At 72.2% G+C, this 26,319-nt stretch carries 24 protein-coding genes; 13 read left to right on the top strand and 11 right to left on the bottom strand.

Annotation, left to right across the window (positions count from 1 at the left end):
- Positions 1 to 4: 4 nt before the first annotated feature.
- A complete protein-coding gene (locus tag ACZ6JT_RS05630; protein ID WP_469207470.1) occupies positions 5 to 1,846 on the bottom strand; it encodes an AMP-dependent synthetase/ligase in 1,842 nt (613 codons plus the stop codon).
- An 85-nt stretch (positions 1,847 to 1,931) separates the two neighbouring features.
- On the opposite strand from ACZ6JT_RS05630, the gene ACZ6JT_RS05635 reads away from it, so the two are divergent.
- Together ACZ6JT_RS05635 and ACZ6JT_RS05640 are read left to right on the top strand one after the other, a co-directional pair.
- On the top strand, positions 1,932 to 2,660 hold the full coding sequence (locus ACZ6JT_RS05635) for a MerR family transcriptional regulator (RefSeq protein WP_469207472.1): 729 nt from the start codon (positions 1,932 to 1,934) through the stop codon (positions 2,658 to 2,660).
- Positions 2,661 to 2,671: 11 nt separating this feature from the next.
- Positions 2,672 to 3,346 (top strand): maltokinase N-terminal cap-like domain-containing protein, encoded by a 675-nt coding sequence (locus ACZ6JT_RS05640; RefSeq protein ID WP_469207474.1) that lies wholly within the window; start codon positions 2,672 to 2,674, stop codon positions 3,344 to 3,346.
- A gap of 49 nt (positions 3,347 to 3,395) precedes the next feature.
- Here the strand turns inward: ACZ6JT_RS05640 and ACZ6JT_RS05645 are convergent, their stop codons facing one another.
- From ACZ6JT_RS05645 to ACZ6JT_RS05665, 5 genes are read right to left on the bottom strand one after another with little or no spacing between them, the layout of a single operon-like run.
- Entirely contained in the window at positions 3,396 to 5,567 is a 2,172-nt protein-coding gene (locus ACZ6JT_RS05645) for a 3-hydroxyacyl-CoA dehydrogenase NAD-binding domain-containing protein (protein ID WP_469207476.1), read from the bottom strand.
- Positions 5,568 to 5,620: 53 nt separating this feature from the next.
- Positions 5,621 to 6,835, bottom strand: coding sequence for an acetyl-CoA C-acetyltransferase (locus tag ACZ6JT_RS05650; RefSeq protein ID WP_469207478.1), 1,215 nt, complete (start codon positions 6,833 to 6,835; stop codon positions 5,621 to 5,623).
- A gap of 46 nt (positions 6,836 to 6,881) precedes the next feature.
- The gene (locus ACZ6JT_RS05655) at positions 6,882 to 8,024 is read right to left on the bottom strand and encodes an acyl-CoA dehydrogenase family protein (protein ID WP_469207480.1); all 1,143 of its coding nucleotides are present in this window, start codon (positions 8,022 to 8,024) and stop codon (positions 6,882 to 6,884) included.
- An 11-nt stretch (positions 8,025 to 8,035) separates the two neighbouring features.
- Complete coding sequence (locus ACZ6JT_RS05660; protein WP_469207482.1) at positions 8,036 to 9,061, bottom strand: LLM class F420-dependent oxidoreductase; 1,026 nt, start codon at positions 9,059 to 9,061, stop codon at positions 8,036 to 8,038.
- Positions 9,061 to 10,212 carry a CaiB/BaiF CoA transferase family protein gene (locus ACZ6JT_RS05665; protein ID WP_469207484.1) on the bottom strand — a complete coding sequence of 384 codons (1,152 nt, stop codon included), beginning with the start codon at positions 10,210 to 10,212 and terminating at the stop codon, positions 9,061 to 9,063. Before ACZ6JT_RS05665 ends, ACZ6JT_RS05660 begins: the two co-directional genes overlap by 1 nt.
- A 326-nt stretch (positions 10,213 to 10,538) precedes the next feature.
- On the opposite strand from ACZ6JT_RS05665, the gene ACZ6JT_RS05670 reads away from it, so the two are divergent.
- Both ACZ6JT_RS05670 and ACZ6JT_RS05675 read left to right on the top strand, forming a co-directional pair.
- Positions 10,539 to 12,152 carry a PKD domain-containing protein gene (locus tag ACZ6JT_RS05670; protein ID WP_469207486.1) on the top strand — a complete coding sequence of 538 codons (1,614 nt, stop codon included), beginning with the start codon at positions 10,539 to 10,541 and terminating at the stop codon, positions 12,150 to 12,152.
- A gap of 208 nt (positions 12,153 to 12,360) precedes the next feature.
- Complete coding sequence (locus ACZ6JT_RS05675; RefSeq protein WP_469207488.1) at positions 12,361 to 13,560, top strand: saccharopine dehydrogenase family protein; 1,200 nt, start codon at positions 12,361 to 12,363, stop codon at positions 13,558 to 13,560.
- Between the two features lie 68 nt (positions 13,561 to 13,628).
- On the opposite strand, the gene ACZ6JT_RS05680 is transcribed toward ACZ6JT_RS05675, so the two are convergent.
- Positions 13,629 to 14,309, bottom strand: coding sequence for an endonuclease V (locus tag ACZ6JT_RS05680; protein ID WP_469207490.1), 681 nt, complete (start codon positions 14,307 to 14,309; stop codon positions 13,629 to 13,631).
- Positions 14,310 to 14,335: 26 nt separating this feature from the next.
- Here ACZ6JT_RS05680 and ACZ6JT_RS05685 point away from each other — a divergent pair, with 26 nt between their 5' ends.
- Complete coding sequence (locus ACZ6JT_RS05685; protein ID WP_469207492.1) at positions 14,336 to 14,635, top strand: YciI family protein; 300 nt, start codon at positions 14,336 to 14,338, stop codon at positions 14,633 to 14,635.
- 40 nt (positions 14,636 to 14,675) lie between these two features.
- On the opposite strand, the gene ACZ6JT_RS05690 is transcribed toward ACZ6JT_RS05685, so the two are convergent.
- The gene (locus ACZ6JT_RS05690) at positions 14,676 to 15,809 is read right to left on the bottom strand and encodes a WD40/YVTN/BNR-like repeat-containing protein (RefSeq protein WP_469207494.1); all 1,134 of its coding nucleotides are present in this window, start codon (positions 15,807 to 15,809) and stop codon (positions 14,676 to 14,678) included.
- Between the two features lie 296 nt (positions 15,810 to 16,105).
- Between ACZ6JT_RS05690 and ssgD the strand changes: the two genes are divergently transcribed.
- The 7 genes from ssgD (at position 16,106) to ACZ6JT_RS05725 (ending at position 22,325) form a co-directional block, all read left to right on the top strand.
- A complete protein-coding gene (ssgD, locus tag ACZ6JT_RS05695) occupies positions 16,106 to 16,522 on the top strand; it encodes a spore wall synthesis regulator SsgD (RefSeq protein ID WP_469207496.1) in 417 nt (138 codons plus the stop codon).
- 205 nt (positions 16,523 to 16,727) lie between these two features.
- Complete coding sequence (locus ACZ6JT_RS05700; RefSeq protein WP_469207498.1) at positions 16,728 to 18,368, top strand: ABC-F family ATP-binding cassette domain-containing protein; 1,641 nt, start codon at positions 16,728 to 16,730, stop codon at positions 18,366 to 18,368.
- A gap of 275 nt (positions 18,369 to 18,643) precedes the next feature.
- Entirely contained in the window at positions 18,644 to 19,615 is a 972-nt protein-coding gene (locus ACZ6JT_RS05705; RefSeq protein WP_469207500.1) for an acyl-ACP desaturase, read from the top strand.
- Between the two features lie 98 nt (positions 19,616 to 19,713).
- Complete coding sequence (locus ACZ6JT_RS05710) at positions 19,714 to 20,016, top strand: hypothetical protein (RefSeq protein ID WP_469207502.1); 303 nt, start codon at positions 19,714 to 19,716, stop codon at positions 20,014 to 20,016.
- A complete protein-coding gene (locus ACZ6JT_RS05715; RefSeq protein WP_469207504.1) occupies positions 20,009 to 21,142 on the top strand; it encodes a hypothetical protein in 1,134 nt (377 codons plus the stop codon). The genes ACZ6JT_RS05710 and ACZ6JT_RS05715 overlap by 8 nt, the downstream gene beginning before the upstream one ends.
- Positions 21,139 to 21,747, top strand: a complete 609-nt coding sequence (locus ACZ6JT_RS05720; protein WP_469207506.1) for a hypothetical protein — start codon at positions 21,139 to 21,141, stop codon at positions 21,745 to 21,747. Before ACZ6JT_RS05715 ends, ACZ6JT_RS05720 begins: the two co-directional genes overlap by 4 nt.
- A complete protein-coding gene (locus ACZ6JT_RS05725) occupies positions 21,744 to 22,325 on the top strand; it encodes a hypothetical protein (protein WP_469207508.1) in 582 nt (193 codons plus the stop codon). Before ACZ6JT_RS05720 ends, ACZ6JT_RS05725 begins: the two co-directional genes overlap by 4 nt.
- Here the strand turns inward: ACZ6JT_RS05725 and ACZ6JT_RS05730 are convergent, their stop codons facing one another.
- Positions 22,326 to 22,568, bottom strand: coding sequence for a WhiB family transcriptional regulator (locus tag ACZ6JT_RS05730; RefSeq protein ID WP_469207510.1), 243 nt, complete (start codon positions 22,566 to 22,568; stop codon positions 22,326 to 22,328).
- A gap of 61 nt (positions 22,569 to 22,629) precedes the next feature.
- Positions 22,630 to 23,649: a non-homologous end-joining DNA ligase gene (gene ligD, locus ACZ6JT_RS05735; RefSeq protein WP_469207512.1), complete on the bottom strand. Its 1,020-nt coding sequence runs from the start codon at positions 23,647 to 23,649 to the stop codon at positions 22,630 to 22,632.
- Positions 23,650 to 23,724: 75 nt separating this feature from the next.
- Between ligD and ACZ6JT_RS05740 the strand changes: the two genes are divergently transcribed.
- Positions 23,725 to 24,840, top strand: coding sequence for an ATP-dependent DNA ligase (locus tag ACZ6JT_RS05740; RefSeq protein WP_469207514.1), 1,116 nt, complete (start codon positions 23,725 to 23,727; stop codon positions 24,838 to 24,840).
- Here ACZ6JT_RS05740 and ACZ6JT_RS05745 read toward each other — a convergent pair.
- Positions 24,756 to 26,252, bottom strand: a complete 1,497-nt coding sequence (locus ACZ6JT_RS05745; RefSeq protein WP_469207516.1) for an NAD(P)-binding protein — start codon at positions 26,250 to 26,252, stop codon at positions 24,756 to 24,758. The two genes, ACZ6JT_RS05740 and ACZ6JT_RS05745, sit on opposite strands and share 85 nt — an antisense overlap.
- Positions 26,253 to 26,319: the final 67 nt, after the last annotated feature.

Consider the following 26,319-nt stretch of genomic DNA (forward strand, 5'->3'; position numbering starts at 1 on the left):
CCGGTCACGGGGCCGCGTACGGCTCCTCGTACAGTTCGTCGATCAGTGCGCCGTACTTCTCGCGGATCACGCGGCGGCGGAGCTTGAGCGAGGGCGTGAGCTCCCCGCTGTCGGGGCCCCACTCCCCGGTCAGCAGCCGGTACCGCTTGATCTGCTCGGTCCGGTTGAGCCGGGCGTTGGCCGCCTCGACCGCGCGGGCGACCTCCTCCCGGACGGCCGGGTGCGCGGCGAGCTCGGCCGGTGAGGCGGCCTCGATCCCCCGGGCGGCGGCCCAGACCGGGGCCAGCTCGGGGTCCAGGACCAGCAGGGCGACGAGGTAGGACCGGCCGTCGCCGTGGACGAGGGCCTGGCCGATCAGGGGGTGCTCCTTGACCGTGTTCTCCACCAGCGCCGGCGAGACGTTCTTGCCGTTCGAGGTGATGATCAGTTCCTTCTTGCGGTCGGTCAGCCAGAGGAACCCGTCCTCGTCGAGCCGGCCCACGTCCCCGGTGGGGAACCAGCCCTCGTCGTCGGACGCGCTCTCCACCGTGCCGTCCGGCCGCAGGTAGCCGCCGAAGACGGTCGTGCCGCGGGTGAGGATCTCCCCGTCCTCGGCGAGCCTCAGCTCCAGCCCCTCGATCGGGCGGCCCACCGAGCCGAGCCGGAAGCGGTCCGGGCTGTTGACCGTGCACACGCCCGCCGTCTCGGTGAGGCCCCAGGCGTCCATGATCGTGATGCCCCAGCCGGCCCAGAAGCGGACCACGTCGATCGGCATCGGCGCGGTGGCGCTGGCCGTCCAGACCAGCCGGTCCAGCCCGGCCAGGCGCAGCAGCGGGTCCAGCGCCTGCTCCTTCGCCCGGGCGTACGAGGCTTCGAGCGCGGCCGGCACCTCCTCGCCGCGCTCCCGGTGACCGGCGCGGGCACGGGCCAGGTCGTTCGCGGCCTCGATGGCGGTGCGCTGGGCCTCGGGCAGCTGCGCGAGGACCGCGCGGACCGAGGCGGCGAGCTTCTCCCACACACGGGGCACGCCGAAGAACTGCACGGGGTGCAGTTCGCGGACCGCCCCCGCCACGGCGGCGGGGTCGGCGCACAGCCGCACGTGCGCGGCCCGCAGCAGGGGCAGGTAGATGCCGAGGACCCGCTCGGCGATGTGCGCGAAGGGCAGGTAGCAGAGGTGCTCGGCGTGCTCGGGCAGGTCCACGTGCCGGTCGAGGCGGATCGCCTGGAGCATGAGGTTGCGGTGGGTCAGCCGCACGCCCTTGGGGTCGCCGGTGGTCCCGGAGGTGTAGACGACGGTCAGCGGGTCCTCGGGGCGCGTCTCGCGCCAGGCCTTCTCGAAGGCGTCGGCGCGGTGCAGCCGCGCGCCGCCGGCGTGCAGGGAGCCGTATGTGGAGTGCCCGCCCGCGTCGGCCGCCTCGGCCACGACGAGGCGCTCCAGCGGGACGGTCGCGTCGGCCAGCAGCGGCTCCCAGCGCGGGAGTTCGCGGGCGCCCTCGACGACGGCGACCCTGGCCCGGCTGTGGCGGGCGATGTGGGCGATCTGCTCGGGCGCGGAGGTCCCGTACACGGTGACGGGCACGGCGCCGAGGTGGACGAGGGCGAGGTCGCTGAGCCAGTGCTCGGGGCGGTTGCCCATCATCATCAGGACGTGCTCACCGCGCTCGACCCCCAGGGCGGCGTAGCCGGAGGCGAGGACGGCCACCTTGCGGCGGACCTCGCTCCAGGTGAGGGTCGCCCAGTCGGCGGAGCCGGGGCCGGCGCGCCACGAGAGGGCGGGCAGCTGCCCGTGCTCGGCGGCGTTGCGGGCCAGCAGGGCGGGGAGAGTGATCTCTTCGGGTCGTCCGGGCAGTCGCAGGTTCGTGGTCATGGGCAGCTCCTGGCCGTTTCACATCGTTGGTGCGACAGCAATACTGTTGAACCCAAGCTGTGGAGCAGAGAGCGAGGCGCAGACGATGGCCGACCAGGCAACCGAGCCGATGCTCACCGTCGACGAGCTGGCGGCCAGGGCGGGTGTCACCGTGCGCACCGTACGGTTCTACAGCACCCGCGGGCTTTTGCCCCCTCCCGTGATCGGCCCTCGTCGGGTGGGCCACTACGGGCCGGAGCACCTGTCCCGGCTGGCCCTGATCGAGGAGCTGCAGCACCAGGGCATGACCCTGTCCGCCATCGAGCGCTATCTGGACGCGCTGCCCGACGACCTGAGCGCCCACGACCTGGCGATCCACCGGGCCGTGGTGGCCAGTTGGGCTCCGGACGCGGCCCGGGAGGTCTCGCGCGAGGAGCTGGAGAAGCGGGCCGGGCGGGCCCTGTCGGACACCGACGTGCGGCGGCTGACGGCGATGAACGTGCTCGCCGCCTCGGGTGACGGGTTCCGGGTGGACGTGGGGCTGCTGCGGCTGGGGGTCGCGCTGCTCGACGTGCCGATCGCGCACGAGACGATCCTGGCGGCCCGCAGGGTGCTGATGGAGCACGCCAGGTCGGCCGCGCACGAGCTGACGGCGCTGTTCCGGGACGAGGTGTGGGGCCCGTTCACGCGGGACGAGAGCGATCCGGAGCGGGTGGAGTCGATGAAGGCGCTGTCGGCGCACATGCAGCCGATGGTGGTCCAGGCCCTGGTGACGGCCTTCCAGCGGTCCCTGCGCGAGGAGTTGCGGGCGGCGTTCACCTCCGAATCCGGGTAGGTTCAGGGCACATGGCAGTCATTCACCGCACCACGATGTCGCCCGGCAAACTCGAACTCCTCGCCGACTGGCTCCCGTCGCGGCCCTGGTACCGGGGCGCGAAGGGACCGGCCGCTCTCGCCAAGGCGGGCGGCTTCCGGCTCGACGACCCCGAGGGCGAGGTGGGCATCGAGTTCATGGTGGTCACCGACACCTCGGGGGACACGCCCGTCACCTACCAGGTCCCGCTCACCTACCGCGGAGCGCCCCTGGAGGGCGCGGGAGAGGGCCTGATCGGCACCTCCGAGCACGGGGTGCTGGGCCGCCGCTGGGTCTACGACGGCGCCCACGACCCGGTCCTGGTCGAGCAGTTGCTCGCGCTGCTGGCGGGCCGGGCCGCGGCGCAGGCCCAGAGCGAGAGCGGGGTTGCCGACCCGACGGTCGAGATCCGTTCCGAGGGGGCCGGGGTGCCGGCGGGCCTGACCGGTCCCGGGCTCGTGACGGACACCGCCGACGCCACCGTCGTCACGGTGGGCCCGGTGGGGCTGGAGCGGCCCGTGCTGGCCCTGACCCTGGCCCGGGAGCTGCGTACGGGCCCGGCCCCCGCCTCGGACGGCGTCCGCGGGCGGGTGCTGGCCCCCTGGTCCGCCCCGGACGGCACCGAGGCCCGTACCACCTTCGCCTTCCTGGCCGACTCCGGCCGGTAGGCGGTGGCCGCCCCGGGCCCGCTCGCGGGCGGGCCCGGGGCGGGCGGGATCAGTCGCCGTACGTCTCGCCGCGCTCGGCCTTCTCGACGAGGGAGGCGGGCGGGGTGAAGCGCTCGCCGTACTGGGCGGCCAGTTCCCGGGCGCGGGCCACGAAGCCGGGCAGCCCGCCCTCGTAGCCGTTGACGTACTGGATCACGCCGCCGGTCCAGGCCGGGAAGCCGATGCCCATGATGGAGCCGATGTTGGCGTCGGCGATCGAGGTGAGGACGCCCTCGTCGAGGCAGCGGACGGTGTCCAGCGCCTCGGAGAAGAGCATCCGCTCCTTCATGTCCTCGAAGGGGATCTCGGCGTCCGGCTTGGCGAAGTGCTCGCGCAGGCCCGGCCAGATGCGGGAGCGCTTGCCGCTCTCGTCGTACTCGTAGAAGCCCGCGCCGCCGCTGCGGCCCGGGCGGCCGAACTCGTCGACCATCCGGTCGATGACGGTGTCGGCGGGGTGCTCGGTCCAGGTCCGGCCCTCGGCCTCGAAGGCCTTGCGGGTCTCGTTGCGGATCTTGCGCGGCAGGGTGAGGGTGAGCTCGTCCATCAGGGAGAGCACCTTGGCCGGGTAACCGGCCTGGGCGGCGGCCTGCTCGATCGAGGCGGGCTCGATGCCCTCGCCGACCATGGCCACGCCCTCGTTGATGAACTGGCCGATGACGCGCGAGGTGAAGAAGCCGCGCGAGTCGTTGACCACGATCGGGGTCTTGTTGATCTGACGGACCAGGTCGAAGGCGCGGGCGATGGCCTCGTCGCCGGTCTGCTGCCCCTTGATGATCTCGACGAGCGGCATCTTGTCGACGGGCGAGAAGAAGTGCAGCCCGATGAAGTCGGCGGGCCGCTTCACGCCCTCCGCGAGGCCGGAGATCGGCAGGGTGGAGGTGTTGGAGCACAGCAGCGCGTCGGGCGCGATGACGTCCTGGATCTCCTGGAACACCCTGTGCTTGAGGGCGGTGTCCTCGAAGACGGCCTCGATGACGGCGTCGCAGCCCGCCAGGTCGGCGGCGTCCGCGGTCGGGGTGATCCGGGCGAGCAGCTCGGCGCGGTGGGCCTCGGTGCTCCGGCCGCGCGATACGGCCTTGTCGAGGAGCTTCTCGGAGTACGCCTTGCCCTTGGCGGCGGCCTCGGCGCTGACGTCCTTCAGGACCACCTCGATGCCCGCGCGGGCGCAGGAGTACGCGATGCCCGCGCCCATCATGCCGGCGCCGAGGACGGCGACCTTGCGGACCTCGCGGGGCTCGATCCCCTGCGGGCGGCTGCGGCCGGCGTTGACGGCCTGGAGGTCGAAGAAGAACGCCTGGATCATGTTCTTCGCGGTCTGCCCGGTGACCAGCTCGGTGAAGTAGCGGGCCTCGATGGTCAGCGCGGTCTCGAAGTCCACCTGGGCGCCCTCGACGGCGCAGGCCAGGATGTTGCGCGGGGCCGGGTACGGGGCCCCGTTCAGCTGCTTCTTCAGGTTGGCCGGGAAGGCCGGGAGGTTCGCGGCGAACCGCGGGTTGGCCGGCGTACCGCCCGGGATCTTGTAGCCGGGCACGTCCCAGGGCTGCTTCGACTCGGGGTTCGCGTCGATGAAGGCGCGGGCCTTGGCGAGCATGTCCTCGGGGGTCTCGGCCAGTTCGTGGACGAGGCCGTTCTCCAGGGCGCGCTTCGGGCTGTACTGGGTGCCCTGGAGCAGCACCTTGAGCAGCGCGTCGGCGATGCCCATGAGGCGGACGGTGCGGGTGACGCCGCCGCCGGCCGGGAGGAGGCCGAGGGTGACCTCGGGCAGGCCGATCTTGGAGCCGGGGGCGTCGAGGGCCACGCGGTGGTGGGAGGCGAGGCAGATCTCGTAACCGCCGCCCAGGGCCGCGCCGTTGATGGCGGCGACGACGGGCTTGCCAAGGGTCTCGATGCGGCGCAGGGAACGCTTGATCTCGGTGCCGGTGTCGAAGGCGAGCTGCGCGTGCTCGGGGCGCAGCCGGATCATGTCCTTGAGGTCGCCGCCCGCGAAGAAGGTCTTCTTGGCGGAGGTGAAGATGATGCCGCGGATGGAGTCCTTCTCGGCCTCGGCGCGGTCGGCGATCGCGGCGATGGAGTCCTTGAAGGCCTGGTTCATCGTGTTCGCGGACTGGTCGGGGTCGTCGAGGACGAGGGTGACGACGCCGGTCTCGTCCTGTTCCCAGCGGATCGTGGTGGACTCGCTCATGGTCACTGCTTTCGTGTCGGTCCGTGCGGAGGAGGGTCTGGGGACAGAACGGTTCAGAGGCGTTCGACGATCGTGGCGACGCCCATGCCGCCGCCGACGCAGAGGGTGACGAGGCCGTAGCGCTTGTCCTGGCGCTCCAGCTCGTCGACGATCGTGCCGAGGATCATCGCGCCGGTGGCGCCGAGCGGGTGGCCGAGCGCGATGGCGCCGCCGTTGACGTTGACCTTGTCGAGGGAGAGGCCCATGTCCTTGACGAAGCGCAGCACGACGCCCGCGAACGCCTCGTTGATCTCGACCAGGTCGATGTCGTCGATGGTCAGGCCGGCCTTGGCGAGGGCCTTGCGGGTGGCGGGGGCGGGGCCGGTGAGCATGATGGTGGGCTCGGAGCCGGAGACGGCGGCGGAGACGATCCGGGCGCGCGGGGTCAGCCCGCCCCGCTCGCCCGCCTCGCGGGAGCCGATGGCGACGAGCGAGGCGCCGTCGACAATGCCGGAGGAGTTGCCCGCGTGGTGGACGTGGTCGATCTTCTCGACCCAGTGGTACTTCTGCAGGGCGACGGCGTCGAAGCCGCCGAGCTCGCCGATGTCGGCGAAGGAGGGCTTGAGCTTGGCGAGGGTGTCGGCGGTGGTGCCGGGGCGGACGAACTCGTCGTGGTCCAGGACGACCAGGCCGTTGCGGTCGGTGACCGGGACGACCGACTTCGCGAAGCGGCCCTCCTTGATCGCGGCGGCGGCGCGCTCCTGCGAGAGGGCGGCGTACTCGTCCACGTCGCGCCGGGAGAATCCCTCGATGGTGGCGATCAGGTCGGCGCCGATACCCTGCGGGACGAAGTTGACGTCCCAGTTCGTCATCGGGTCGTTGAACCAGGCGCCGCCGTCCGAGGCCATCGGGACGCGGGACATGGACTCCACGCCGCCCGCGAGGACCAGGTCCTCCCAGCCGGAACGGACCTTGGCGGCGGCGAGGTTGACGGCCTCCAGGCCGGAGGCACAGAAGCGGTTCTCCTGTACGCCGGCCACGGTGTCCGGGAGGCCCGCCGCGATGGCCGCGATCCGGGCGATGTCGGAGCCCTGGTCGCCGACCGGACCGACGACGCCGAGCACGATGTCGTCGATGGCGGCGGGGTCCAGGCCGGGGTTGCGCTCGCGCAGGGCGTCGATGAGTCCGACGACCAGCTCGATCGGCTTGGTGCCGTGCAGGGCGCCATTGGCCTTGCCGCGGCCGCGCGGGGTGCGGATCGCGTCGTATACGTAAGCTTCGGTGCTCACTGGTCAAGCCTTTCGGAGTGTTCTGGGCGGAAGGGTTCCGGGAGGTTCAGCCGAGGAGGGAGCGGCCGATGATCTCTTTCATGATCTCGGTCGTGCCGCCGTAGATGGTCTGGATGCGGCCGTCGGTGAAGGCCCGCGCGACCCGGTACTCGGTCATGTATCCGTAGCCGCCGTGGAGTTGGAGGCAGCGGTCGGCGACGCGCTTCTGCAGCTCGGTGGCCCACCACTTGGCCATCGAGGCGTGCACGTGGTCCAGTTCGCCGTTCGAGTGGTCGGTGATGCACCGGTCGAGGAAGGTCCGGGTGACCGCGACCTCGGTGGCCATCTCCGCGATCTCGAAGCGGATGTGCTGGAGCTTGGACAGCGGACGGCCGAAGGCCTCGCGCTCCTTCACGTACCGTGTGGTGATCTCCAGCAGGTGCTCGGCGGCCGCGATGCCGGCCATCGCGATGCCCATCCGCTCCTGCGCGAGGTTCGTCATCAGGTGGACGAAGGCCCCGTTCAGCTCGCCGAGCAGGTTCTCCTTCGGGACGCGGACGTCGTGGAAGAACAGCTCGGCGGTGTCCTGGGACTTCTGGCCGATCTTGTCGAGGTTGCGGCCGCGCTCGAAGCCCTCCGCGCCGCGCTCGACGACCAGCAGCGACAGTCCGTGCGCCCCGCCCTCGGGGGTGGTCTTGGCGACCACGATCACCAGGTCGGCGAGGATGCCGTTGGAGATGAAGGTCTTGGAGCCGTTCAGCACCCAGTGGTCGCCGCGGTCCTCGGCGGTGGTGCGGATCCCCTGGAGGTCGGAGCCCGCCCCCGGCTCGGTCATCGCGATGGCGGTGATGGTCTCCCCGGAGCAGAATCCGGGCAGCCAGCGGCGTTTTTGCTCCTCGGTGGCGAGCGAGGTCAGGTACGGGCCGATGATGTCGTTGTGCAGGCCGATGGCCAGCCCCGGGGCGCCCGCGCGGGTGAACTCCTCCGCGATCACGGCGGCGTAGCGGAAGTCGGTGTTCCCGCCCCCGCCGTACTCCTCGGGGACGGCGAGGCCCAGCAGCCCCTGCCGGCCCGCGGCCCGCCAGGCCTCGCGGCTGACGATGCCGTCCTTCTCCCACTGGTCGTAGTGCGGCAGCACCTCCTTGGTGAGGAAGGTGCGCACGGTCTCGCGGAACGCCTCGTGGTCGGCGTCGAAGATCTGGCGTTTCATCGGTCGGCTCCCTAAAGCCAGTTCTTGACGGTTTCGATCAGCCGGGCCGGCTCCGGCCCGACGGGCGTGACGTTCAGCATCGTGACGCCCGCCTCCCGGAAGGCCTCGACGCGCTCGCGGACGTAGCCTTCGGGCCCGCACAGGGTCATCAGCTCGCAGAACTCGTCCGGTACGGCGGCGGCCGCGTCGCGCTTGCGGCCGGAGAGGTAGAGCTCCTGGATCTTGCGGGCCTCCTGCTCGTAGCCGTAGGCCACGGCGAGGTCGTTGTAGAAGTTCTTGCCCACCGCGCCCATGCCACCGACGTACAGGGCGATCTGCGGGCGCGCCAGGTCCCGTACGGCGGCCGCGTCCTCGCCGATGGCGAGCAGGCCCCCGGCGACGGTCCGGAGCGGGCCGAGCTCCGGCGCCCGCTTGGCCGCGCCCTCGGCGAGGGGCCCGCCCCACACCGCGGCGGCCTTCTCCGGGATGAAGAGGGTCGGCAGCCAGCCGTCCGCGATCTCCGCGGTCATCCGCACGTTGGCCGGGCCGAGGGAGGCGATGTAGACGGGGATCGCGTCGCGCACCGGCCGGGTGAGGATCTTCAGGGGCTTGCCGAGCCCGCTGCCGCGCTCCGGGGGCAGCGGCATGTCGGTGATGCCGTGGTGGTCGATCGTCTCGCGGCGCCAGATCCGGCGGCACAGTTCGACGGTCTCGCGGGTGCGGCCGAGCGGCTTGTCGTACGGCTTCCCGTGCCACCCCTCGACCACCTGTGGGCCGGAGGCGCCGAGGCCGAGCAGGGCCCGGCCGCCGGAGAGCGCGTCGAGGCCGGCGGCGGTCTGGGCGATGAGGCCGGGGGTGCGGGAGTAGACGTTGAGGATGGCCGAGCCGATCTTCATGCGCTCGGTGCGGGCGGCCAGGTAGCCCATGATCGTCGGGGAGTCGAAGCCCCAGGCCTCGGCCACCCACACCGCGTCGAGCCCGGCGGCCTCCAGCTCGGCCGCCCGGTCCGCCGCCTGCCGCGGGTCACCGGCGTAGTCGAGCATCATCGACAGTTCCATCAGACGTCCTTCGGGAGCAGGGCCGGTACGTCCCAGTCGGCGGCCACGGATTCGGTGTGCGCCCCGGGCCGGGCCGGGCCGCCGGTGACGGCGGACGGGGTCGCGGAGAAGCGGGGCGCCGGCGCGGGCTGGGTGATCCCGCCGAAGTCGGTGAAGGTGCCGCGGGCGGCCAGGTGCGGGTGGTGCGGGGCCTCGCGCAGCGAGAGCACGGGCGCGACGCAGGCGTCGGTGCCCTCGAAGACCGCCGTCCACTCCTCGCGCGTACGGGTCCTGAAGCGGGCGGCCACCACCTCGCGCAGCTCGCCCCAGCGGGCGAGGTCCTTGCGGGCCGGGGCCCGGTCCGCGATGCCGAGGAGCTCCGTGAAGGTGTCGTAGAACTGCTGCTCCAGCGCGCCGACCGCCATGTACCCGCCGTCGGAGGTCTCGTAGGTGCCGTAGAAGGGGCAGCCGCCGTCGAGCAGGTTGGCGCCGCGGCGGTCCTGCCAGCCGCCGGCCGCCATCATCCCGTGGATCATGGCGGTGAGGTGGGCGGTGCCGTCGACGATGGCCGCGTCGACGACCTGGCCGGTGCCGGTGGTCCGGGCGTGCTGGAGGGCGGCGAGGACCCCGATCACGAGGTAGAGCGAGCCGCCCGCGTAGTCGCCGACCAGGTTGGCGGGGACGGCCGGGGGCTCCCCCGGGTTGCCGATCATGCCGAGGGCGCCGGTGACGGCGATGTACGCGATGTCGTGCCCGGCGCTCTGGGCGAGCGGGCCCTGCTGGCCCCAGCCGGTCATCCGTCCGTAGACGAGCCTCGGGTTGCGGGCGTGGCAGTCGGCGGGGCCGACGCCGAGCCGTTCGGCGACCCCGGGTCGGAACCCCTCGACGAGGACGTCCGCCCGCTCGACCAGGTCCAGGACGCGGGCGGGCCCGTCGGCGGACTTCAGGTCGACCAGGACGGAGCGCTTGCCGCGGTTGGTGAGGTCGTAGGCGGGGTCGACCGCGAGAGCGCCGCCGGCGGGCCGGTCCACGCGTACGACGTCCGCGCCCAGGTCGGCGAGGAGCATGGCGGCGAACGGTCCGGGACCGATGCCCGCGAGCTCGACGACGCGCAGTCCGGCGAGCGGGCCGGGCCCGCTCTCGTCCCGGTTCCCGTTCCCTGTCACTGCCATCGGGCCCCCAGCGGCTCTGGTGTGCGAGGTGTGCGGCTGTATGACACAACTGATGTAACACCGGTGATGCTAGGAACGCGTTCCACCGAGCACAAGCCCCCGTGCGGCGTTGGGTCGGTATCCGTCGACCCCCTGTGTTTGGATCGGCGAAAGCGAGGCCAAGATGTAGCGCCACCCCCCTGATCATTCGCCGGGGGGCTGTGTACTCTGAACACGCTTTCGAACTTGTTCAAGCGTTCAACCAGAAATATGGGGGGCCGGTGCGCAGTCGCCGACTTGTAATTTCCGCTGCCGCGATAGCAGCAGGCGTGGGTCTGATCCCGGGCGTGGCACAGGCCGACCCGGCTCACCCCGACGCCCACGGTGCGACCGTTCCCGACCTGGACCTGGGCAAGACCAAGGGTTCCAAGGCGCAGGGTCACGCCTTCACCAGCCCCGCCGAGCGCTCGGTCCGCAAGGCCCTGCCCGCCGGGAAGACCGGGGCGGCCGCCGCCCCGCAGGCGCAGTCCGTCGCCGCCAACCCCGACCTCGCGGTCGGCGTGTACGCGTACGGCACCACCGCGCACGGGGTCGAGCTGGACACCGTCATCACGAGCGCCCCCAGCACGCTCGAGGTCACCATCGCCTGGGGCGACGGCAAGACGGACGTGCTGAGCGCGTCCGGCGACACGACGCTGACCACGGCCCACACCTACGCCGAGGTCGGCTCCTACACGGTCAAGGTCACCGTCAAGGACACCGCCAACGCCGTCTCGGCCGTGAACGAGGTCGTCTTCGTCACCCAGGGCTCCGACTTCACCCCGTACGCGCCCACCCGCCTGCTGGACACCCGTGACGGGACCGGCGCGGTCAAGGGCAAGGTCGCCCCGTACGGCTCGACCCGCGTGAAGGTCGGCGGCAACGGAGCGATCCCCACCGGGGTCACCGCCGTCGTCCTCAACATCACGGTGACCAACACCACGAGCGCCGGGCACATCACGGCGTTCCCCGAGGGCACCGAGCGTCCGACCACGTCGAACGTCAACTTCAAGGCCGGCCAGACCGTCCCGAACCTGGTCATCGTGCCGGTCGGCAAGAACGGCTACGTCGAGCTGGCCAACCGCGGCGGCCAGTCGGTCGACCTGATCGCGGACGTCACGGGTTACTTCAGCTCCACCGCGTCCAGCGGCTACACCCCGATCACCCCCTCCCGCTTCGTCGACACCCGCGAGGGCCTCGGCACGGTCAAGGGCCAGCTCGGCGGGCGGAAGACCTTCTCGACCCAGATCAGCGGCCTGCGCGGCGTGCCCCAGGGCATCACCGCCGTGGCGCTGAACGTGACGGTCACCAACCCGAAGGAGGCCGGCCACCTGTCGGTCTTCCCGGGCGGCGGCGCCACCCCGACCGCGTCCAACCTGAACTTCACCCCCGGCCAGACGATCGCCAACTCGGTGATCGTGCCCGTCGGCGCGGACGGCAAGATCAGCGTCTTCAACGGCGCCTGGGCGGGCACCGACGTCGTCGTCGACGTCGTGGGCTTCTACAGCAAGGACAGCACGAGCGCCTTCGTGCCGCTCGAGCCGGAGCGTCTGCTCGACACCCGCGACGCGGCGACCTGGGCCTGGGGCCCGCTGGGCGCCCGTAGCTACGTCTACATGCCGCTCTCGTACAACGCGCCGAGCATCACCGGCTTCGTGATGAACTCCACGGTCACCAACACGAACGGCGACGGGTTCCTCACGGTCACCCCGGACCCGAACTCGATGGACGACTACGACAACGGCACCGAATTCTGGCCGACGCCGCCCAACTCCTCGAACCTGAACTGGACGAAGGGCGACACCGTCCCGAACCTGGTCCAGGCGAGCACCGGGAGCAACGGCATCGTCGACTTCTGGAACCAGGGCTGGGAGGACATCGACCTCGTCGTCGACCTCTTCGGCCTGTACCAGCAGGGCTGATCCACCGACAGGTGGCTCTCACAGCGCCCCGGGCGCGGCCGCAAGGCCGCTCCCGGGGCGCTGCGCGTACCGGGGGGGGCCGGTTCCCGCCACACCTGCCCGCGCGGACCGCGGGGCGTCACGCTAGCCTCGGCCACCACCGGCACGACCGACGCCACCCGCACCGCCGACACACTGACACACCGACCCCCACCCGGGAGGAGCGCTCATGAACGCACGGGTCCCGCAGGACCGGCCCGAACGGGCCTACGACGTCGTGCTCTTCGGCGCCACCGGGTTCGTGGGGGCGCTCACCGCCGAGTACCTGGCCGCCCACGCGCCCGCCGGCTGCCGGTGGGCCCTCGCCGGCCGGGACCTCGCGAAGCTGGAGCGGCTGCGCGAGCGGCTGGCCGGGATCGACCCGGCGTGCGCGGCGCTGCCGCTGCTGCGGGCGGACGCCGCCGACGCCGGAGCCCTGCGCGAACTGGCCGCGTCCACGCGGGTGCTGGCCACGACCGTGGGACCGTACGTCTGGTACGGGGCCGCCCTCGTGGCCGCCTGCGCCCGCGCGGGCACGGACTACGTGGACCTCACCGGAGAGCCGGAGTTCGTGGACCGGATGTACGTGGAGCACGACGCGCGGGCCCGGGAGACCGGTGCGCGCCTCGTCCACGCCTGCGGCTTCGACTCCATCCCGGCCGACCTCGGGGCGTACTTCACGGTCCGGCAGCTGCCGGAGGGGGTGCCGCTGACGGTCGACGGATTCGTCCGGTCCAACGCCCTCTTCTCCGGCGGGACCCTGGCCTCCGCGCTGACCGCGCTGTCCCGCGGGCCCCAGACCCTGGCGGCCGCCCGCCGGCGCCGGCTGCACGAGCCCCGGCTGCTCGGGCGGCGGGCCCGCGGGCCGGCCGGCGCGCCGCGGTTCAGCCGGGAGACCGGCACCTGGGCGCTGCCCCTGCCCACCCTCGACCCGCGGATCGTGGCCCGGTCGGCGGCCGCCCTGGAGCGGTACGGCCCGGACTTCCGCTACCGGCACTACGCCTCCGTCCGGCACCTCCCGGTCGCGGTCGGCGGTACGGCGGCGCTGGGCGCGACGGTGGCCCTGGCCCAGGTGCCGCCGGCGCGGCAGTGGCTGATGAACCGCTGGGAGCCGGGCTCCGGGCCGGACGCGGAGCGCCGCGCGCGCAGCTGGTTCAGCCTGCGGTTCGTGGGCGAGGGCGGCGGCCGCCGCGTGCTCACCGAGGTGTCGGGCGGCGACCCGGGCTACGGGGAGACGGCGAAGATGCTGGCGGAGTCGGCGCTGTGCCTGGCCTACGACGCCCTGCCGGACGCCGCCGGACAGCTGACGACGGCCGTGGCGATGGGCGACGCCCTCGTCGACCGCCTGCGGAAGGCGGGGATCACCTTCCGGGTGGCCGACGCCCGCTGACGCCGCCGGGGCCGGGCCCGGCTCCGGGCCGTCGGTGGGCCGGGGCCGGGCGGTCCGGGAGAAGCGGCCTAAGCCGTGGCCTCGCGCAGGGCGCGGCGGCACAGGGAGTCGGCGTGCCGGGTGGTCTCGGGGATCCGGAAGCGGGGGCTCAGGGCCAGGGCGTGGGCGCAGGCGTTGTCCAGCGAGACCCGGTGCCCGACGGAGACGTAGACCGGCTTGATCCCGTCCTGCGTCCGCAGCGCCCGCCCGACCTCGGCCCCGTCGGCCGCGAGCAGCGCGGCCGCGTTGCCCCGCCGGGCGCCCGGTTCCTCGTGGGTGAAGGTGAACGGGTTCTTCGCGACGCCGATCGTCGGGAGCCCGGTCACCACGCCGAGGTGGCAGGCGAGGCCGAAGCCGCGCGGGTGGGCGAGGCCGTAGCCGTCGCAGACGACGAGGCCGGGCCCGGTGGTCAGGGCGTCCAGGGCGGCCAGGACGGTCGGCAGCTCGCGGAAGGCGAGCAGCCCGGGGACGTACGGGAAGCTGACGTGCCCGACGGCGGTGGCCTCCTCGACGACCTCCAGGGTGGCGGCGTCGAGCACCACGGCCGCGGCGGCGACCAGGTCGCGCTCGTCGTCGTAGGCCACGTCCACCCCCGTGACCAGCCCGCGGCCCGGCGGCGGGCCGGACTCGGTGAGCACGACCCGATGGCGCAGTTCGTCCTGTACCGCCCGGGCTTCGACCTCGTCGGCGGGAGTCTTCACACTCGTCATGATGGAGCGAGAGTAACCTGACGATCATGTTCGTCATGGAGCTCACCTACACCGCACCCCTCGAGGCCGTCGAAGAGGAGATGGACGCCCACCTGGCCTGGCTGGCCGGCCACTACGCCGCGGGTGTCTTCCTCGCGTCGGGCCGCAAGGTCCCGCGCGACGGGGGCGTGATCCTGGCCGGCGGGGTGTCCCGGGCCGAGATCGAGGAGATCGCGGCCGAGGACCCCTTCTCGGTGGCGGGCGTCTGCGCCTACCGCATCACCGAGTTCCTCGCCACGAGGACCTCGGCGGACCTGGCCACGGTGCGGGAGAACCCGGTCGTCTAAGGCCTCTCCCCCGGCCACGCCGACGCGACGGCGCGGCCGGTCAGCGCCGCTCCAGCCGCGCCACCCGGCCCTTCTCCCCCGCCGCCCAGCACCCGCCGTCCGCCGCGCAGTCGACGGTGTCGAAGGAGCCGGGCTCCAGCGCCCGCCAGCTGCGGCCGCCGTCCGTGGTCACGTCCGTGCCCGTCGGCCCCACCGCCAGGGCCGCCCCCCGGCCGTACGGGAACCAGGCCGCGCCCGAGCGGTACGCCGGCGGCGGGGCCGCCGCCTGCCGCCAGCTGCGTCCCCCGTCGGAGGAGACGGCCGCGGCCCGCGGGGAGGCCTGCCCGGTGCGGTAGTCGCCGCCGACCGCGAGTCCCGTCGTACGGTCGCGGAAGGCGAGGGCGAAGACCCCGCGCGCCGGGTCGCCCGCCGGGACGGTGGATTCGGCGACCCGCCAGGTCAGACCGCGGTCAGCGGAGTGCAGGACCCGCGCGCTCGCCCCGCCGCCGGTGGCCAGCCAGGCGTCGCGCGGGCCCGCGCTGACCAGGCACTGGCCGCTCGCGGCGAAGCCCGCCTCGCCCGGCAGCGCCTCGGGCATGCCCGCAGCGGGCAGGACCCGCCAGTTCCGCCCGCCGTCGTCCGTGGACAGGATCCGGAACCTGCCGTCCACCGGATCGCTCATCGCCAGTCCGTGCCGGGCGTCGAAGAAGGTCAGGCAGTCGTAGAAGGCGCGCGGGTCGGAGTTGCGGAAGGTCTCGGTCCAGGTGGCGCCGCCGTCCTCGGTGCGCAGCACCCTGGAGGCCTCGCCCTCCCCGATCGACAGGGCCACCGCGCGCCGGGCGTCGAAGGCCTCGATGTCGCGCAGCTCCAGCCCCTCCGCGACCGCGCCGGGCGGCGAGACGTCCTGCCAGCTGCGCCCGCCGTCCACCGTGCGCAGCACGGTGCCTTGGGAACCGGCCACCCAGGCCGTGCTCCGGCTGACCGCCGCGAGCCCCCGGAAGCGGGCGGTCTTCCCGGTCTCCTTCAGCCCCCAGCCCGCGCTCCGTAAGTCCTGCGCCGCCGGGGCCCCGGCGGACGGTTCGGAGGGCTCCCCGGCCGGGTTCCCCGGGGCCGTCCCGGCCTGCGCGGGGGCGGCCAGCGCCCCCACGACCAGGACTGCCGCGCACAGGCCCGCTCCCACATCCAGAAGTCTCATGGCGCCGGAAGCTAACGCACCCCCGTTTCGCCGTCCAGAGTGCCGTGCTTTGGGCCTGTGGAGTGATCGGTAACCAGCCCTTCTTCGGCCCGTCCGGGTCCTGCGGGAACCACTGGCCGTCCTTCGGGCTGCTCCCCTCTCGCGGTCACTCTGTGCGATCACACAGGTGGGTTCCGGCCAATCGGTGACACAGCTCACGCAACTGCCCATGCACGCATTTGCCGATTCCGGCGTCTATCGGGTTGCCGGGCTCCACCCCAAAGCCCGGCAGCAGATCCGCCGCAAGGGAGTGAGCCTTGATCACTGTCATCGAGCAGGCCGCACAGGCCCGTCTGGTCGCCACCGCGCCGAAGGTCGAGACCGTGCCCGTCACCCTCTGCTACGACCGTGCGGATCCGTTCGCCGTGCGGATGGCCTTCCCCGCCCCGGCGACGCTGGAGGGGATCGAGGTGTCGTGGACCTTCGCGCGCGAGCTGCTGGAGTCCGGGCTGGACCGCCCGTCGGGCCGGGGCGACGTACGCGTGCGCCCGTACGACGGCGACCGGACGACGATCGAGTTCCACGCCGCGGAGGGCGTCGCGATCGTGCTGATGCTGACGGCCGAGCTGCACCGCTTCCTGGAGCGGGCGGCGAGCGTGGTGCCGCCGGGCCTGGAGCACCTGTACCTCGACATGGACCACAGCCTGGCCGAGCTGATGCGCGACACCTGCTGAACCCGGGCCGCCCGATATTCGATTGCGGGCGGCTCCGGCCGCCCGTAGCTTCGTTGATGCCACACTGCCGTCGAAACGGAGCAGGACGTTGCTCTTCTGAGGTCCGAGACACCGACCACCGACCACCGTGACCCCCGTCGTCACCGGCTGAGCGTCGGCTGTCTCCCCGCGTTGCACGCACCACTCACGCAACCTGGAGGCCTCCATGAGCCACGCCCCCGCATTCATCACCTGCTCCGACCTGTCCTTCGACTGGCCCGACGGCACTCCCGTCCTCGACGGCTTCCAACTCGCCGTCGGCCCCGGCCGCACCGGCCTGATCGGCCTGAACGGCTGCGGGAAGTCCACCCTGCTGAAGCTGATCGCCGGTGAACTGACCCCGTCCGGCGGCCACTCGTCGGTCTCCGGCTCGGTCGGCTACCTTCCCCAGACGGTCACCCTCGACACCGCGCTGCGCGTGGACGAGGCGCTCGGCATCCGGGCCGTCCGCACCGCGCTCCACGCCATCGAGGCGGGCGAGGCCACCGAGGCGAACTTCACCGCGGTCGGCGACGACTGGGACGTCGAGGAGCGGGCGTTGGCCGCGCTCGACCAGCTCGGTCTCGCCGGGATCGGCCTGGACCGCACCGTCGGCGAGCTCTCGGGCGGCGAGTCCGTGCTGCTGCGGCTGGCCGCCCTGCTGCTCGCGCGGCCCGACGTCCTGCTGCTGGACGAGCCCACCAACAACCTGGACCTGCGGGCCCGGGGCCGGCTGTACGCGGCCGTCGAGTCCTGGTCCGGGGTGATGCTCGTGGTCAGCCACGACCGGGAGCTGCTGGAGCGGGTCGACCAGATCGCCGATCTGCGCGACGGCGAAGTCCGCTGGTACGGCGGCAACTTCACCGACTACGAGGAGATGCTCGCCGCCGAACAGGACGCGGCCGAACGGATGGTCCGGGTCGCGGAGGGCGACGTACAGCGGCAGAAGCGCGAACTGGCCGACGCACAGGTCAAACTGGCGCGCCGCAAGCGGTACGGACAGAAGATGTACGAGAACAAGCGCGAGCCGAAGATCGTGATGGGCGCGCGCAAGCGGGCGGCGCAGGAATCGGCCGGCAAGCACCGGATCATGCACACCGAGAAGCTGGCGCAGGCGAAGGAGCGGTTGGACCAGGCGGTGGAGGCGGTGCGCGACGACGACGAGATCCGGATCAAGCTGCCCGCCACACAGGTCCCGCCGGGGCGCCGCGTGCTGACCCTGAGCGATCTGCGCCTGCTCCACGGGGCCCGCGTACCGGGCGAGTGGGAGCTGCGGGGGCCGGAGCGGATCGCCCTGGTGGGCCGCAACGGCTCGGGGAAGACCACGCTGCTGCGTACGGTCGCGGGGCAGCTCGCACCCGAGTCCGGGGTGGCGCAGACGCACGTGACCACGCGGTTCCTGCCCCAGCGGCTGGACGTGCTCGACGAGAGCCGCACGGTCGTGGAGAACGTGGCGCGGTTCGCCCCGCAGGCCACGAACAACCTGGTCCGGGCGCGGCTCGCGCACTTCCTCTTCCGGGGCGCCCGGGCGGACCGGCCGGCGGGCACCCTGTCGGGCGGCGAGCGGTTCCGGGCTGCGCTGGCGGCGCTGCTGCTGGCCGAGCCCGCCCCGCAGCTGCTCATGCTCGACGAGCCGACGAACAACCTCGACCTCGCGAGCGTGCGGCAGCTGACCGGGGCGCTGGAGTCCTACGAGGGCGCCCTGGTGGTGGCGAGCCACGACGTGCCGTTCCTGGAGTCGATCGGCATCACGCGGTGGCTGCTGCTGGACGGGGAGCTGCGGCCGACCACGGCCGAGGAGGTCCGGGAGACCCTCTGGCTCGGGTGAGCGAGCCCGTTTCGCCGCCGCCCGCGAACGCCCGACGCGGTGGGCGGCGGCGAAGCGGAATCCGTTCCGGCCGTCAAGAGTAAAAGTTTCGATCCCCCTGACGGCGTGATTTTGCGCCCTCGGACGCCCTTCACACCCCCCGTAAACTGCACAGATAACTGGATGCAACGGGACATAAACCTGCCCGGGGGTTGGCTGGCCTTGATGTCGCGCTTAACCTACGACTCCGTAGGCTACGGAACCGTAGGTAATTCGCTTTGCACCCAGGAGTACCCGTGACGATCACCTCTCCCCACCTCGGCAGCTCGGAGGCGTGGACCGACGCCAAGTTGCTGTTCGCGCTGGAAGAGGTGGTCGAAAAGGAGCTCAACCGCCATCTGAAGGTCACCAAGGACTGGATGCCCCACGAGTACGTCCCGTGGAGCGACGGCCGGAACTTCCCGGGCTTCTTCGAGGACGGCGAAGCCTGGGACCCGCAGCAGTCCAAGGTCACCGACATCGGCAAGATCGCGCTGGTCGTGAACCTGCTGACCGAGGACAACCTCCCCAGCTACCACCACGAGATCGCCACCCTCTTCGGGCGCAACGGCGCCTGGGGCACCTGGGTGCACCGCTGGACGGCCGAGGAGGGCCGCCACGGCATCGTGATGCGCGACTACCTGCTGGCCTCGCGCGCCGTGGACCCGGACAAGCTGGAAGCGTTCCGCATGCAGCACATGTCGGAGGGGTTCGAGTCCGACAACCGCCACTCCATGCTGCACTCGGTGGCGTACGTGGCCTTCCAGGAGCTCGCCACCCGCATCTCGCACCGCAACACCGGCCACCAGTCCGGTGACCCGGTCTGCGACCGGATGCTGGCGCGCATCGCGCAGGACGAGAACCTGCACATGATCTTCTACCGCAACCTGCTGGGCGCGGCCTTCGAGCTCGCCCCGGACCTCACCATGGAGGCCGTGCGGGACGTCGTGGTCAACTTCCGGATGCCCGGACACGGCATGCCCGGCTTCGAGCGGATGGCCGCGCAGATGGCGATCGGCGGGGTGTACAACCTGCGGATCCACCACGACGACGTGCTGAGCCCCGTGATCCGCTTCCTGAAGATCATGGACATCGACGGTCTCGGCCCCGAGGGCCAGAAGGCCCAGGAGGAGCTCGGCCTGTTCATGAACGGCCTGGACAGCGAGGCCCGCAAGTTCGACGAGCGCCTGGCCGCCCGTGCGGCCCGCATCGCGGCCCGCAAAGGCTGACCTCAACGACTGACCGCAACAGCTGACCTGATTCCGCTCGCTCGGGCGGGTGACGCCGATTGCCCTGGCAGAGCCGTGCTCTGCCAGGGTTTCGCGTCATGACCTCGCTCCAGGTGGACATCGACCAGCTGACCCGTCTGACGCGCGCCCTGGACTCCTCGCTGGTCTCCCTGCGGGAGGCACGGCGCGCCCTGGACCACGTACGGGCCGACCAGCTGGGCACGGCCGACCTCGACGCGGCGTGCGACGGCTTCCAGGAACGCTGGGCCCACGGCACGCGGGAGCTGACCCGACGCGTCAAGACCGTACGGGAGGGCGTGGACCGCAGCGCCGCGCAGTACGCGGAGCTGGAGGAGGCCGTCCGCGCGGCCTTCCGCCGGGTGGCGGCCGCGCATGGCTGACCTCGCGGCGCTGGGCTTCGACCCGGCGCCCGGCGATCCGGCCGCGGTCCTGGCCCTGACGACGAAGCTCACCGCGTCGGCCCAGTCCCTCGGGGAGGCCTCGCGGGTCGTGAAGGACCTCGTCTCCCACAGCGCGCAGTGGCAGGGCGAGGCCGCGACCGCCTTCCGCGCCTCCCTCTCGCAGGAACTGCCCCGCTACCTGGGCGCGGCCCACACCTCCCTCACGGAGGCCGCCCGCCGGCTCACCGGCTGGCACGACACCCTGGTCGCGCACCGCGCGCTGGCCGCCCGGTACGAGGCCCAGGCCGCCGCGGCCAAGACGGAGCAGGCCCTCTCCGACACCCGCCGCCTGGCCCGCGAACTCGCCGCCGAACACGCGGCGGCGGCGAGCCGCGTCGCCCGCACCCTGAACGCGGCGACGGACCGCCTGGCCCCGAAGGAACCGGGCCTGCTGTCCTCGATCTGGCACAAGATCACGGAAGACCCGGGCGACGCCTTGTCGAACGCGTCGGCGATCCTGGGCTTCGTCGGCGCCCTGGTGTCACTCGCCTGCCCGCCTGCCGGGCTCGCGATCATGCTCGTCGGGAGCGGCCTGTCGTTGGCGGCCCTGGCGGTTCACACCTCTGACCCGAAATTCCGGAAGTCCCTCGGCGACGGCGTCATGAAGGGTGAGTTCGACGCCGACTTTTGGAAGAGCAGCGTGACCCTGGTCGGCGACCTCGCAGGCACAGTCCCGGGCGTGGCAGCGGTCGCCTCGGGCGCCAAGGCCGGCACCGCTGCCGCCCGCGCAGCGATGGCGGCCGCCCCCGAGGGCAGTGCTCTGGCAGGGCTGTCTCCTGGAGCCACCGCGTTCCGGCAAAGCGCATGGACCAGCGCCGAAGAGCTGCGGCAGGTGGAGAGTCCACTCACCGGATGGGCCATGCGCTCAGCGACTCAGGGCACCCGAGACCGTGTGGGTGTGGCCGTGGCCGGTACAGGTGCTGCGACCGCCGGACTCGACTACGCCCCGGACAACGAAACGGTTGAACACGGCTCGACGGCGGTGGACGGTGCCCGAGGGGCTCTGGACGACGCTCCTTCAGCCCTCAGGAAATCGGGGCGCGTCTGGTCGGGGCTGAGGCCGTGAGTATCCCGCCGGTATGGTTTCGCCTGCCCCCGGGCTTTCACGACATCGGCCCCGACGACAGGGCCTCTTTGCTCACCGTCGCCGAGGCCCTCGGCGGTCCTGATGCCCAACGGGAACTGTCCCGGCTCGCGGACGGTCTGGAGGAACTGACAGGGCACGGCGTCCTGCACACGGCGATCGGATTTCACCCCGAGGAACCTGTCGGTATCGCCACGTCACTGTTCTCGCTGACCATCCAGCGTGCCGAACAACCCAATCCCCGGCTTACCGTGGCACGCACCGCCCTGGCCATCGCACGGTCCTCGTTGTGGGAGAGCTCCATCCGCAGGTTCGTCGATCTGCCATCGGGGCTCCCGTGCTGTCTGGTCGCCGGGATCATTTCCGTGCCCGATGTGGAGCAGCGTCTGTTTCAGGCCAGGGTCGCGACTGTGCATCCGGATGGACTCCATCTGCTCCTGCTCGATATGACCAGCGCCTCCACCGAACATGCCGAGGCGTACACGGACATCCTCGAAGCCGTGGCGCACACCCTCCTCTTCAGCGACCCCGAACCGAGCGCTCCGGCAGCGGCCGGGACTTCACGCATCCTGGAGGTGCTCCTGTGAGCTTCACGCTCACCAAGGCGGCATGGGACCACCCTTCGACGGTGGTCGGCTACAAGCGCTTGGTCATCCGTCGCCTCGGATGGGTGCTCAGTCTCGGCGGTCCGCCTCTGATCACTCTGCCGTGGGTCGGCCGCATCCCGCATGCAGGAACGGTCTTTGCCCTCATCACGCTGCTGGTGGCACCGCTTCTTCCCTGGGTGGTCATCGCCTATTTCCGCCGACGGCGCATCGTCGCCGTCCTGCAGGCCTACCCCTGGCGAGAGTGGCCGTGCCGGCACCCCACCCGCGCACCCGAGAGCCCCGCGACTTTGGACGTCCGGTTCCGGGAGGACCTCACGGTGACGTTCCGGATCATCCCGTTCCCCGTTGCGCTGGCCGCGCTGGAGGGCGGGCACCCGGACCGGATCTGGTTCGCGGGGGATCCTCGCTTCGGTGGGGTCGTTTCGCCCGTCGGGGGGCACTACCCAGTGCGGGTCGTGCCGCATGTGCCGCGCCGTGAGGAGTGCGGTGGCGAGGGGTTCGACCTCGCCCGGCAGGTGGGGCTGGTCCGGGCGAGCGGCAAGGGAACGCGGACCTGATCAGCGGCGGGGGCGGAGGGCTAGGCGCTCGGCTTCCGAGAGGCCGCCCCAGACGCCGAAGCGCTCGTCATTGGCCAGGGCGTACTCCAGGCACGCCGCCCGCCCCTCGCACGCCCCGCACAACCGCTTCGCGTCGCGCAGCGACGAGCCCGGCTCCGGAAAGAAGAAGCCCGGGCCCGTCTGGGCGCACAGGGCGAGTTCGTACCAGGCGGTGTCAGTGGCTGCAGTGGTGTTCATCGACATGCCGCAGATACTGACCGCCGCGGATGGACGTCCGATCAACGCCTGATCAACACCTCGGCTGTCAGTCCTCGTGTTTGGCGCGGCTGGGCTGGACGCGTTTGGGTTCGCCCGGCATCTTCGGGTAGTCCGGGGGGTAGGGCATGTCGCCGAGGCCGTGCTCGTGTTCGTCGCGGGCCGCGAGTTCCAGTACGGCGTCCAGGGCGAAGGCGTGCTCGTCCATGTCCGCGTGCAGGTCGCCCAGTTCGGCGAAGCGGGCCGGCATCGTCACGATGTCGAAGTCGCGGGGCTCCGCGTCGTCCACCTCGTCCCAGCGCAGTGGTGCCGAGACCGGGGCGTGCGGGCGGGGGCGGATGGAGTAGGCGGAGGCGATCGTGCGGTCGCGGGCCGTCTGGTTGTAGTCGACGAAGATCCGCTCGCCGCGCTCCTCCTTCCACCAGGCCGTCGTGACCTTGCCCGGCATCCGGCGTTCCAGTTCCCGGCCGAGGGCGATGGCGCACCGGCGGACCTCGGTGAAGGTCCAGCGTGGGGCGATCGGCACGAAGACGTGCAGCCCGCGCCCGCCCGAGGTCTTGGGCCAGCCGCGCAGGCCCAGTTCCTCCAGCAGGGCGCGCAGCTCGTGGGCGGCCGCCACCGCGTGGTGGTAGTCGGTGCCCGGCTGCGGGTCCAGGTCGATGCGCAGTTCGTCGGGGCGGTCGGTGTCCTCGCGGCGTACCGGCCAGGGGTGGAAGGTGAGGCAGCCCAGATTGGCGGCCCACAGGACGGCGGCCGGCTCGGTCGGGCAGATCTCGTCGGCGAAGCGGCCGCTCGGGAAGGAGATGTGGGCGGTCGGAATCCAGTCGGGAAGGTTCTTCGGGGCCCTCTTCTGGAAGAAGGACTCGCCCTCCACCCCGTCCGGGAAGCGTTCCAGGGTCGTCGGCCGGTTGCGCAGGGCGCGCGTGATGCCCTCCGCGACCGCCAGGTAGTACTCGGCCACGTGCCGCTTGGTGAGGCCGCGCTCCGGGAAGTACACCTTGTCCGGGCTGGACAGCCGTACCGTCCGCCCGCCCGCCTCCAGCTCGATCGCATTACTGGCAGCACCCATGTGGGCCACGGTAGGCGGGCCTGCTCGTGCGCGCATACCGGGCGCGGCCGGACGTACCACCGCAGAATCGAAGGCATGGATCTGCCAGTGATGCCGCCCGTGAAACCGATGCTCGCCAAGTCCGTGGTGAAGATCCCGCCGGGCATGCAGTACGAGGCCAAATGGGACGGCTTCCGGGCCATCGTCCATCGCGACGGCGACGAGATCGAGCTCGGCAGCCGCACGGGCAAGACCCTGACCAGGTACTTTCCCGAGCTGGCGGAGGCGCTGAAGGGCAATCTGCCCGACCGCTGCGTCGTGGACGGTGAGATCGTGATCGTTCAGGGCGGGCGGCTCGACTTCGACCGGCTGACCGAGCGGATCCATCCCGCGCAGTCCCGTGTCGCCCTGCTGGCCGAGACCACCCCCGCCAGCTTCGTCGCCTTCGACCTGCTCGCGCTCGGCGACGAGTCGTTCCTCGACGCGCCGCTCACCGACCGCCGTGCCGCCCTGGTCCGGTCCCTGTCCACCGCTCGGCCCCCCGTCCATCTCGCGCCCGCGACCACCGATCCCGCGCTCGCGCAGGAGTGGTTCGAGCGGTTCGAGGGCGCCGGGCTCGACGGAGTGATCGCCAAACCGCTCGATCTCCCCTACCGGCCCGATGCCCGCCTCATGTACAAGATCAAGCACGAACGTACCGCCGACGTGGTCGTCGCGGGTTTCCGTTTCCACAAGAGCGGTCCGATTGTCGGATCGCTGCTCCTCGGCCTGTACGACGCCCACGGCACCCTCCAGCACGTGGGCGTCTGCGCCGCCTTCCCCATGAAGCGCCGCGCCGAGCTGGTGGAGGAACTCGCACCCCTGCGGATGCCCGACCCGGCCGGACACCCGTGGGCCGCCTGGGCGGAGGAGTCGGCCCACGAGAGCGCGCGGCTGCCGGGCGCGCAGAGCCGCTGGACCGGCAAGAAGGACCTGTCCTGGGTGCCGCTGCGCCCCGAGCGGGTCGTCGAGGTGAAGTACGACCACATGGAGGGCGACCGCTTCCGGCACACCGCGCAGTTCCACCGGTGGCGGGCGGACCGGACCCCGGAGAGCTGCACCTACGCGCAGTTGGAGGAGGTCGTCGGCTACGACCTCGCGGAAGTGCTCGGCCCGGCCGTCGGCACCACAGGCACCACAGGCACCACCGATTCCGCCGGTTCCGCCGACTGAGCGGCCCAACCCGCCCCCGCCGTCAGCTCCTCCCACTCCGCCCGGTCCGGCCCAGCCTCGTGCGGGGAATAGTCCGGCCGCGCCGCCAGCCAGCGCGCCACCCGAGCCTTGACCTCCGGATCCGCGTACGCCCGCTCCGGCGGCTCGGCCAGGTGCCGTACCCTCGCCCGCGCCCGCATCACCTCGGGGTCCTCCAGCGCGCAGTCGAACAGCGCGGCCACCTCGCGCGCCGTCCCCGTCCGCCCGAGCCGGGTCGCGAACCGCTCCCCGATGGCCGCGTCGGCGACCACCTGGAAGTCGAACCACGGTTTCAGCGTCCGCACCGCCCAGTCGTGGTGGTCGACGGCGAACCGGGCCGATCCCGGGTCCCGGTGCGCCGTACGGGCCACCCGGCGCGCGGCCCACAGCGCGAGCGAGGCGCCCTGCCCCAGCGTCGGATTGGTGTGCGTGATCGAGTCGCCGACCGGCACCAGCCCGGTCACCACCGGGCCCTGCTCGTCGACGAGCGCACTCCACCGGTTGTCCAGGCTCGCCGTGGCCCGTACGTCCGACAGGGGTTCGGCCCCCAGGGCCAGCCAGGCCGCACCGGGCGGGAAGGCACGGGCCGCCCGCTCGAAGACGGCCGGGTCGCGCAGCGCCGAGCGGGTGGTGTCGGAGGTGTGCACGAACAGCGTCACCGCGAATACCCGGTTGTCGGCCGGGAACACCGCGCACCCGGCGAAGGCGCCGCCGGTGACCGCCCAGGGCCGGCGCGGCCCCTCGTCCATGCCCTCGGGCAGCCGGTACCAGCGGCAGAAGTACGCGAGGCCGGTGCGGTGCCGTTCCACGACGGGCGGCCGGCAGCCCGCCTCGGCCAGCCTGCGCTCGACTCCCCCGCGCCGCCCACCCGCATCCACCACGAGGTCCCCCTCGTAACTCCCCGCGTCGGTGGTCACTCCCGTCACCTGGATCCCCGGGTGCTCGGCCGGTCCCGGGACGGTGGTCAGGCCGGCGACCGGCTCGCCGTACCGGACGACGACGCCCGCCTCCGCGCGCAGGACCGTCGTCAGCGCGCTCTCCAGCACGATGCGCCGCGCCTGGAGCATGACGAGGTCCTCGTCGCCGGGGCGAGCGGGGGGCCGCTCCTCGAACCAGTCCAGCTCGTGCCGCTCCCGCGCACCGAGCCGGAGCATCTCCGCGTAGACGTCGGGCAGTTCGTCGCGCAGGACGGTGCGTGCGGCCCCGAGCAGCGCGTGCGGCTGGGCGGCCTGCGGTACCGTCGGCCGGCGCCAGCCGAAGAAGTCGCGGTCGAGGGCGGTGCCCGGAGCGCGCGTATCGCGCTCGAAGAGCTCCGCCGTGTGTCCGTGCCGCGCCGCGAGGAGGGCCGTGGCCAGCCCTCCGACTCCTCCGCCGATGACGAGTACATGTGCCATGGAGCGTCCCCCCGAACCCGTTGGACCGTCGGACCATGGGACCGTCGGAACGTACGACGATCACACC

The organism is Streptomyces sp. NPDC046308, from assembly GCF_055588065.1.

Coding starts and splice junctions, on each gene's coding strand:
- ACZ6JT_RS05630 (WP_469207470.1), bottom strand. CDS start 1,846: ATGACCACGAACCTGCGACTGCCCGGACGACCCGAAGAGATCACTCTC.
- ACZ6JT_RS05635 (WP_469207472.1), top strand. CDS start 1,932: ATGGCCGACCAGGCAACCGAGCCGATGCTCACCGTCGACGAGCTGGCG.
- ACZ6JT_RS05640 (WP_469207474.1), top strand. CDS start 2,672: ATGGCAGTCATTCACCGCACCACGATGTCGCCCGGCAAACTCGAACTC.
- ACZ6JT_RS05645 (WP_469207476.1), bottom strand. CDS start 5,567: ATGAGCGAGTCCACCACGATCCGCTGGGAACAGGACGAGACCGGCGTC.
- ACZ6JT_RS05655 (WP_469207480.1), bottom strand. CDS start 8,024: ATGAAACGCCAGATCTTCGACGCCGACCACGAGGCGTTCCGCGAGACC.
- ACZ6JT_RS05660 (WP_469207482.1), bottom strand. CDS start 9,061: ATGGAACTGTCGATGATGCTCGACTACGCCGGTGACCCGCGGCAGGCG.
- ACZ6JT_RS05665 (WP_469207484.1), bottom strand. CDS start 10,212: ATGGCAGTGACAGGGAACGGGAACCGGGACGAGAGCGGGCCCGGCCCG.
- ACZ6JT_RS05675 (WP_469207488.1), top strand. CDS start 12,361: ATGAACGCACGGGTCCCGCAGGACCGGCCCGAACGGGCCTACGACGTC.
- ACZ6JT_RS05680 (WP_469207490.1), bottom strand. CDS start 14,309: ATGACGAGTGTGAAGACTCCCGCCGACGAGGTCGAAGCCCGGGCGGTA.
- ACZ6JT_RS05685 (WP_469207492.1), top strand. CDS start 14,336: ATGTTCGTCATGGAGCTCACCTACACCGCACCCCTCGAGGCCGTCGAA.
- ACZ6JT_RS05690 (WP_469207494.1), bottom strand. CDS start 15,809: ATGAGACTTCTGGATGTGGGAGCGGGCCTGTGCGCGGCAGTCCTGGTC.
- ACZ6JT_RS05700 (WP_469207498.1), top strand. CDS start 16,728: ATGAGCCACGCCCCCGCATTCATCACCTGCTCCGACCTGTCCTTCGAC.
- ACZ6JT_RS05710 (WP_469207502.1), top strand. CDS start 19,714: ATGACCTCGCTCCAGGTGGACATCGACCAGCTGACCCGTCTGACGCGC.
- ACZ6JT_RS05715 (WP_469207504.1), top strand. CDS start 20,009: ATGGCTGACCTCGCGGCGCTGGGCTTCGACCCGGCGCCCGGCGATCCG.
- ACZ6JT_RS05730 (WP_469207510.1), bottom strand. CDS start 22,568: ATGTCGATGAACACCACTGCAGCCACTGACACCGCCTGGTACGAACTC.
- ligD (WP_469207512.1), bottom strand. CDS start 23,649: ATGGGTGCTGCCAGTAATGCGATCGAGCTGGAGGCGGGCGGGCGGACG.
- ACZ6JT_RS05740 (WP_469207514.1), top strand. CDS start 23,725: ATGGATCTGCCAGTGATGCCGCCCGTGAAACCGATGCTCGCCAAGTCC.
- ACZ6JT_RS05745 (WP_469207516.1), bottom strand. CDS start 26,252: ATGGCACATGTACTCGTCATCGGCGGAGGAGTCGGAGGGCTGGCCACG.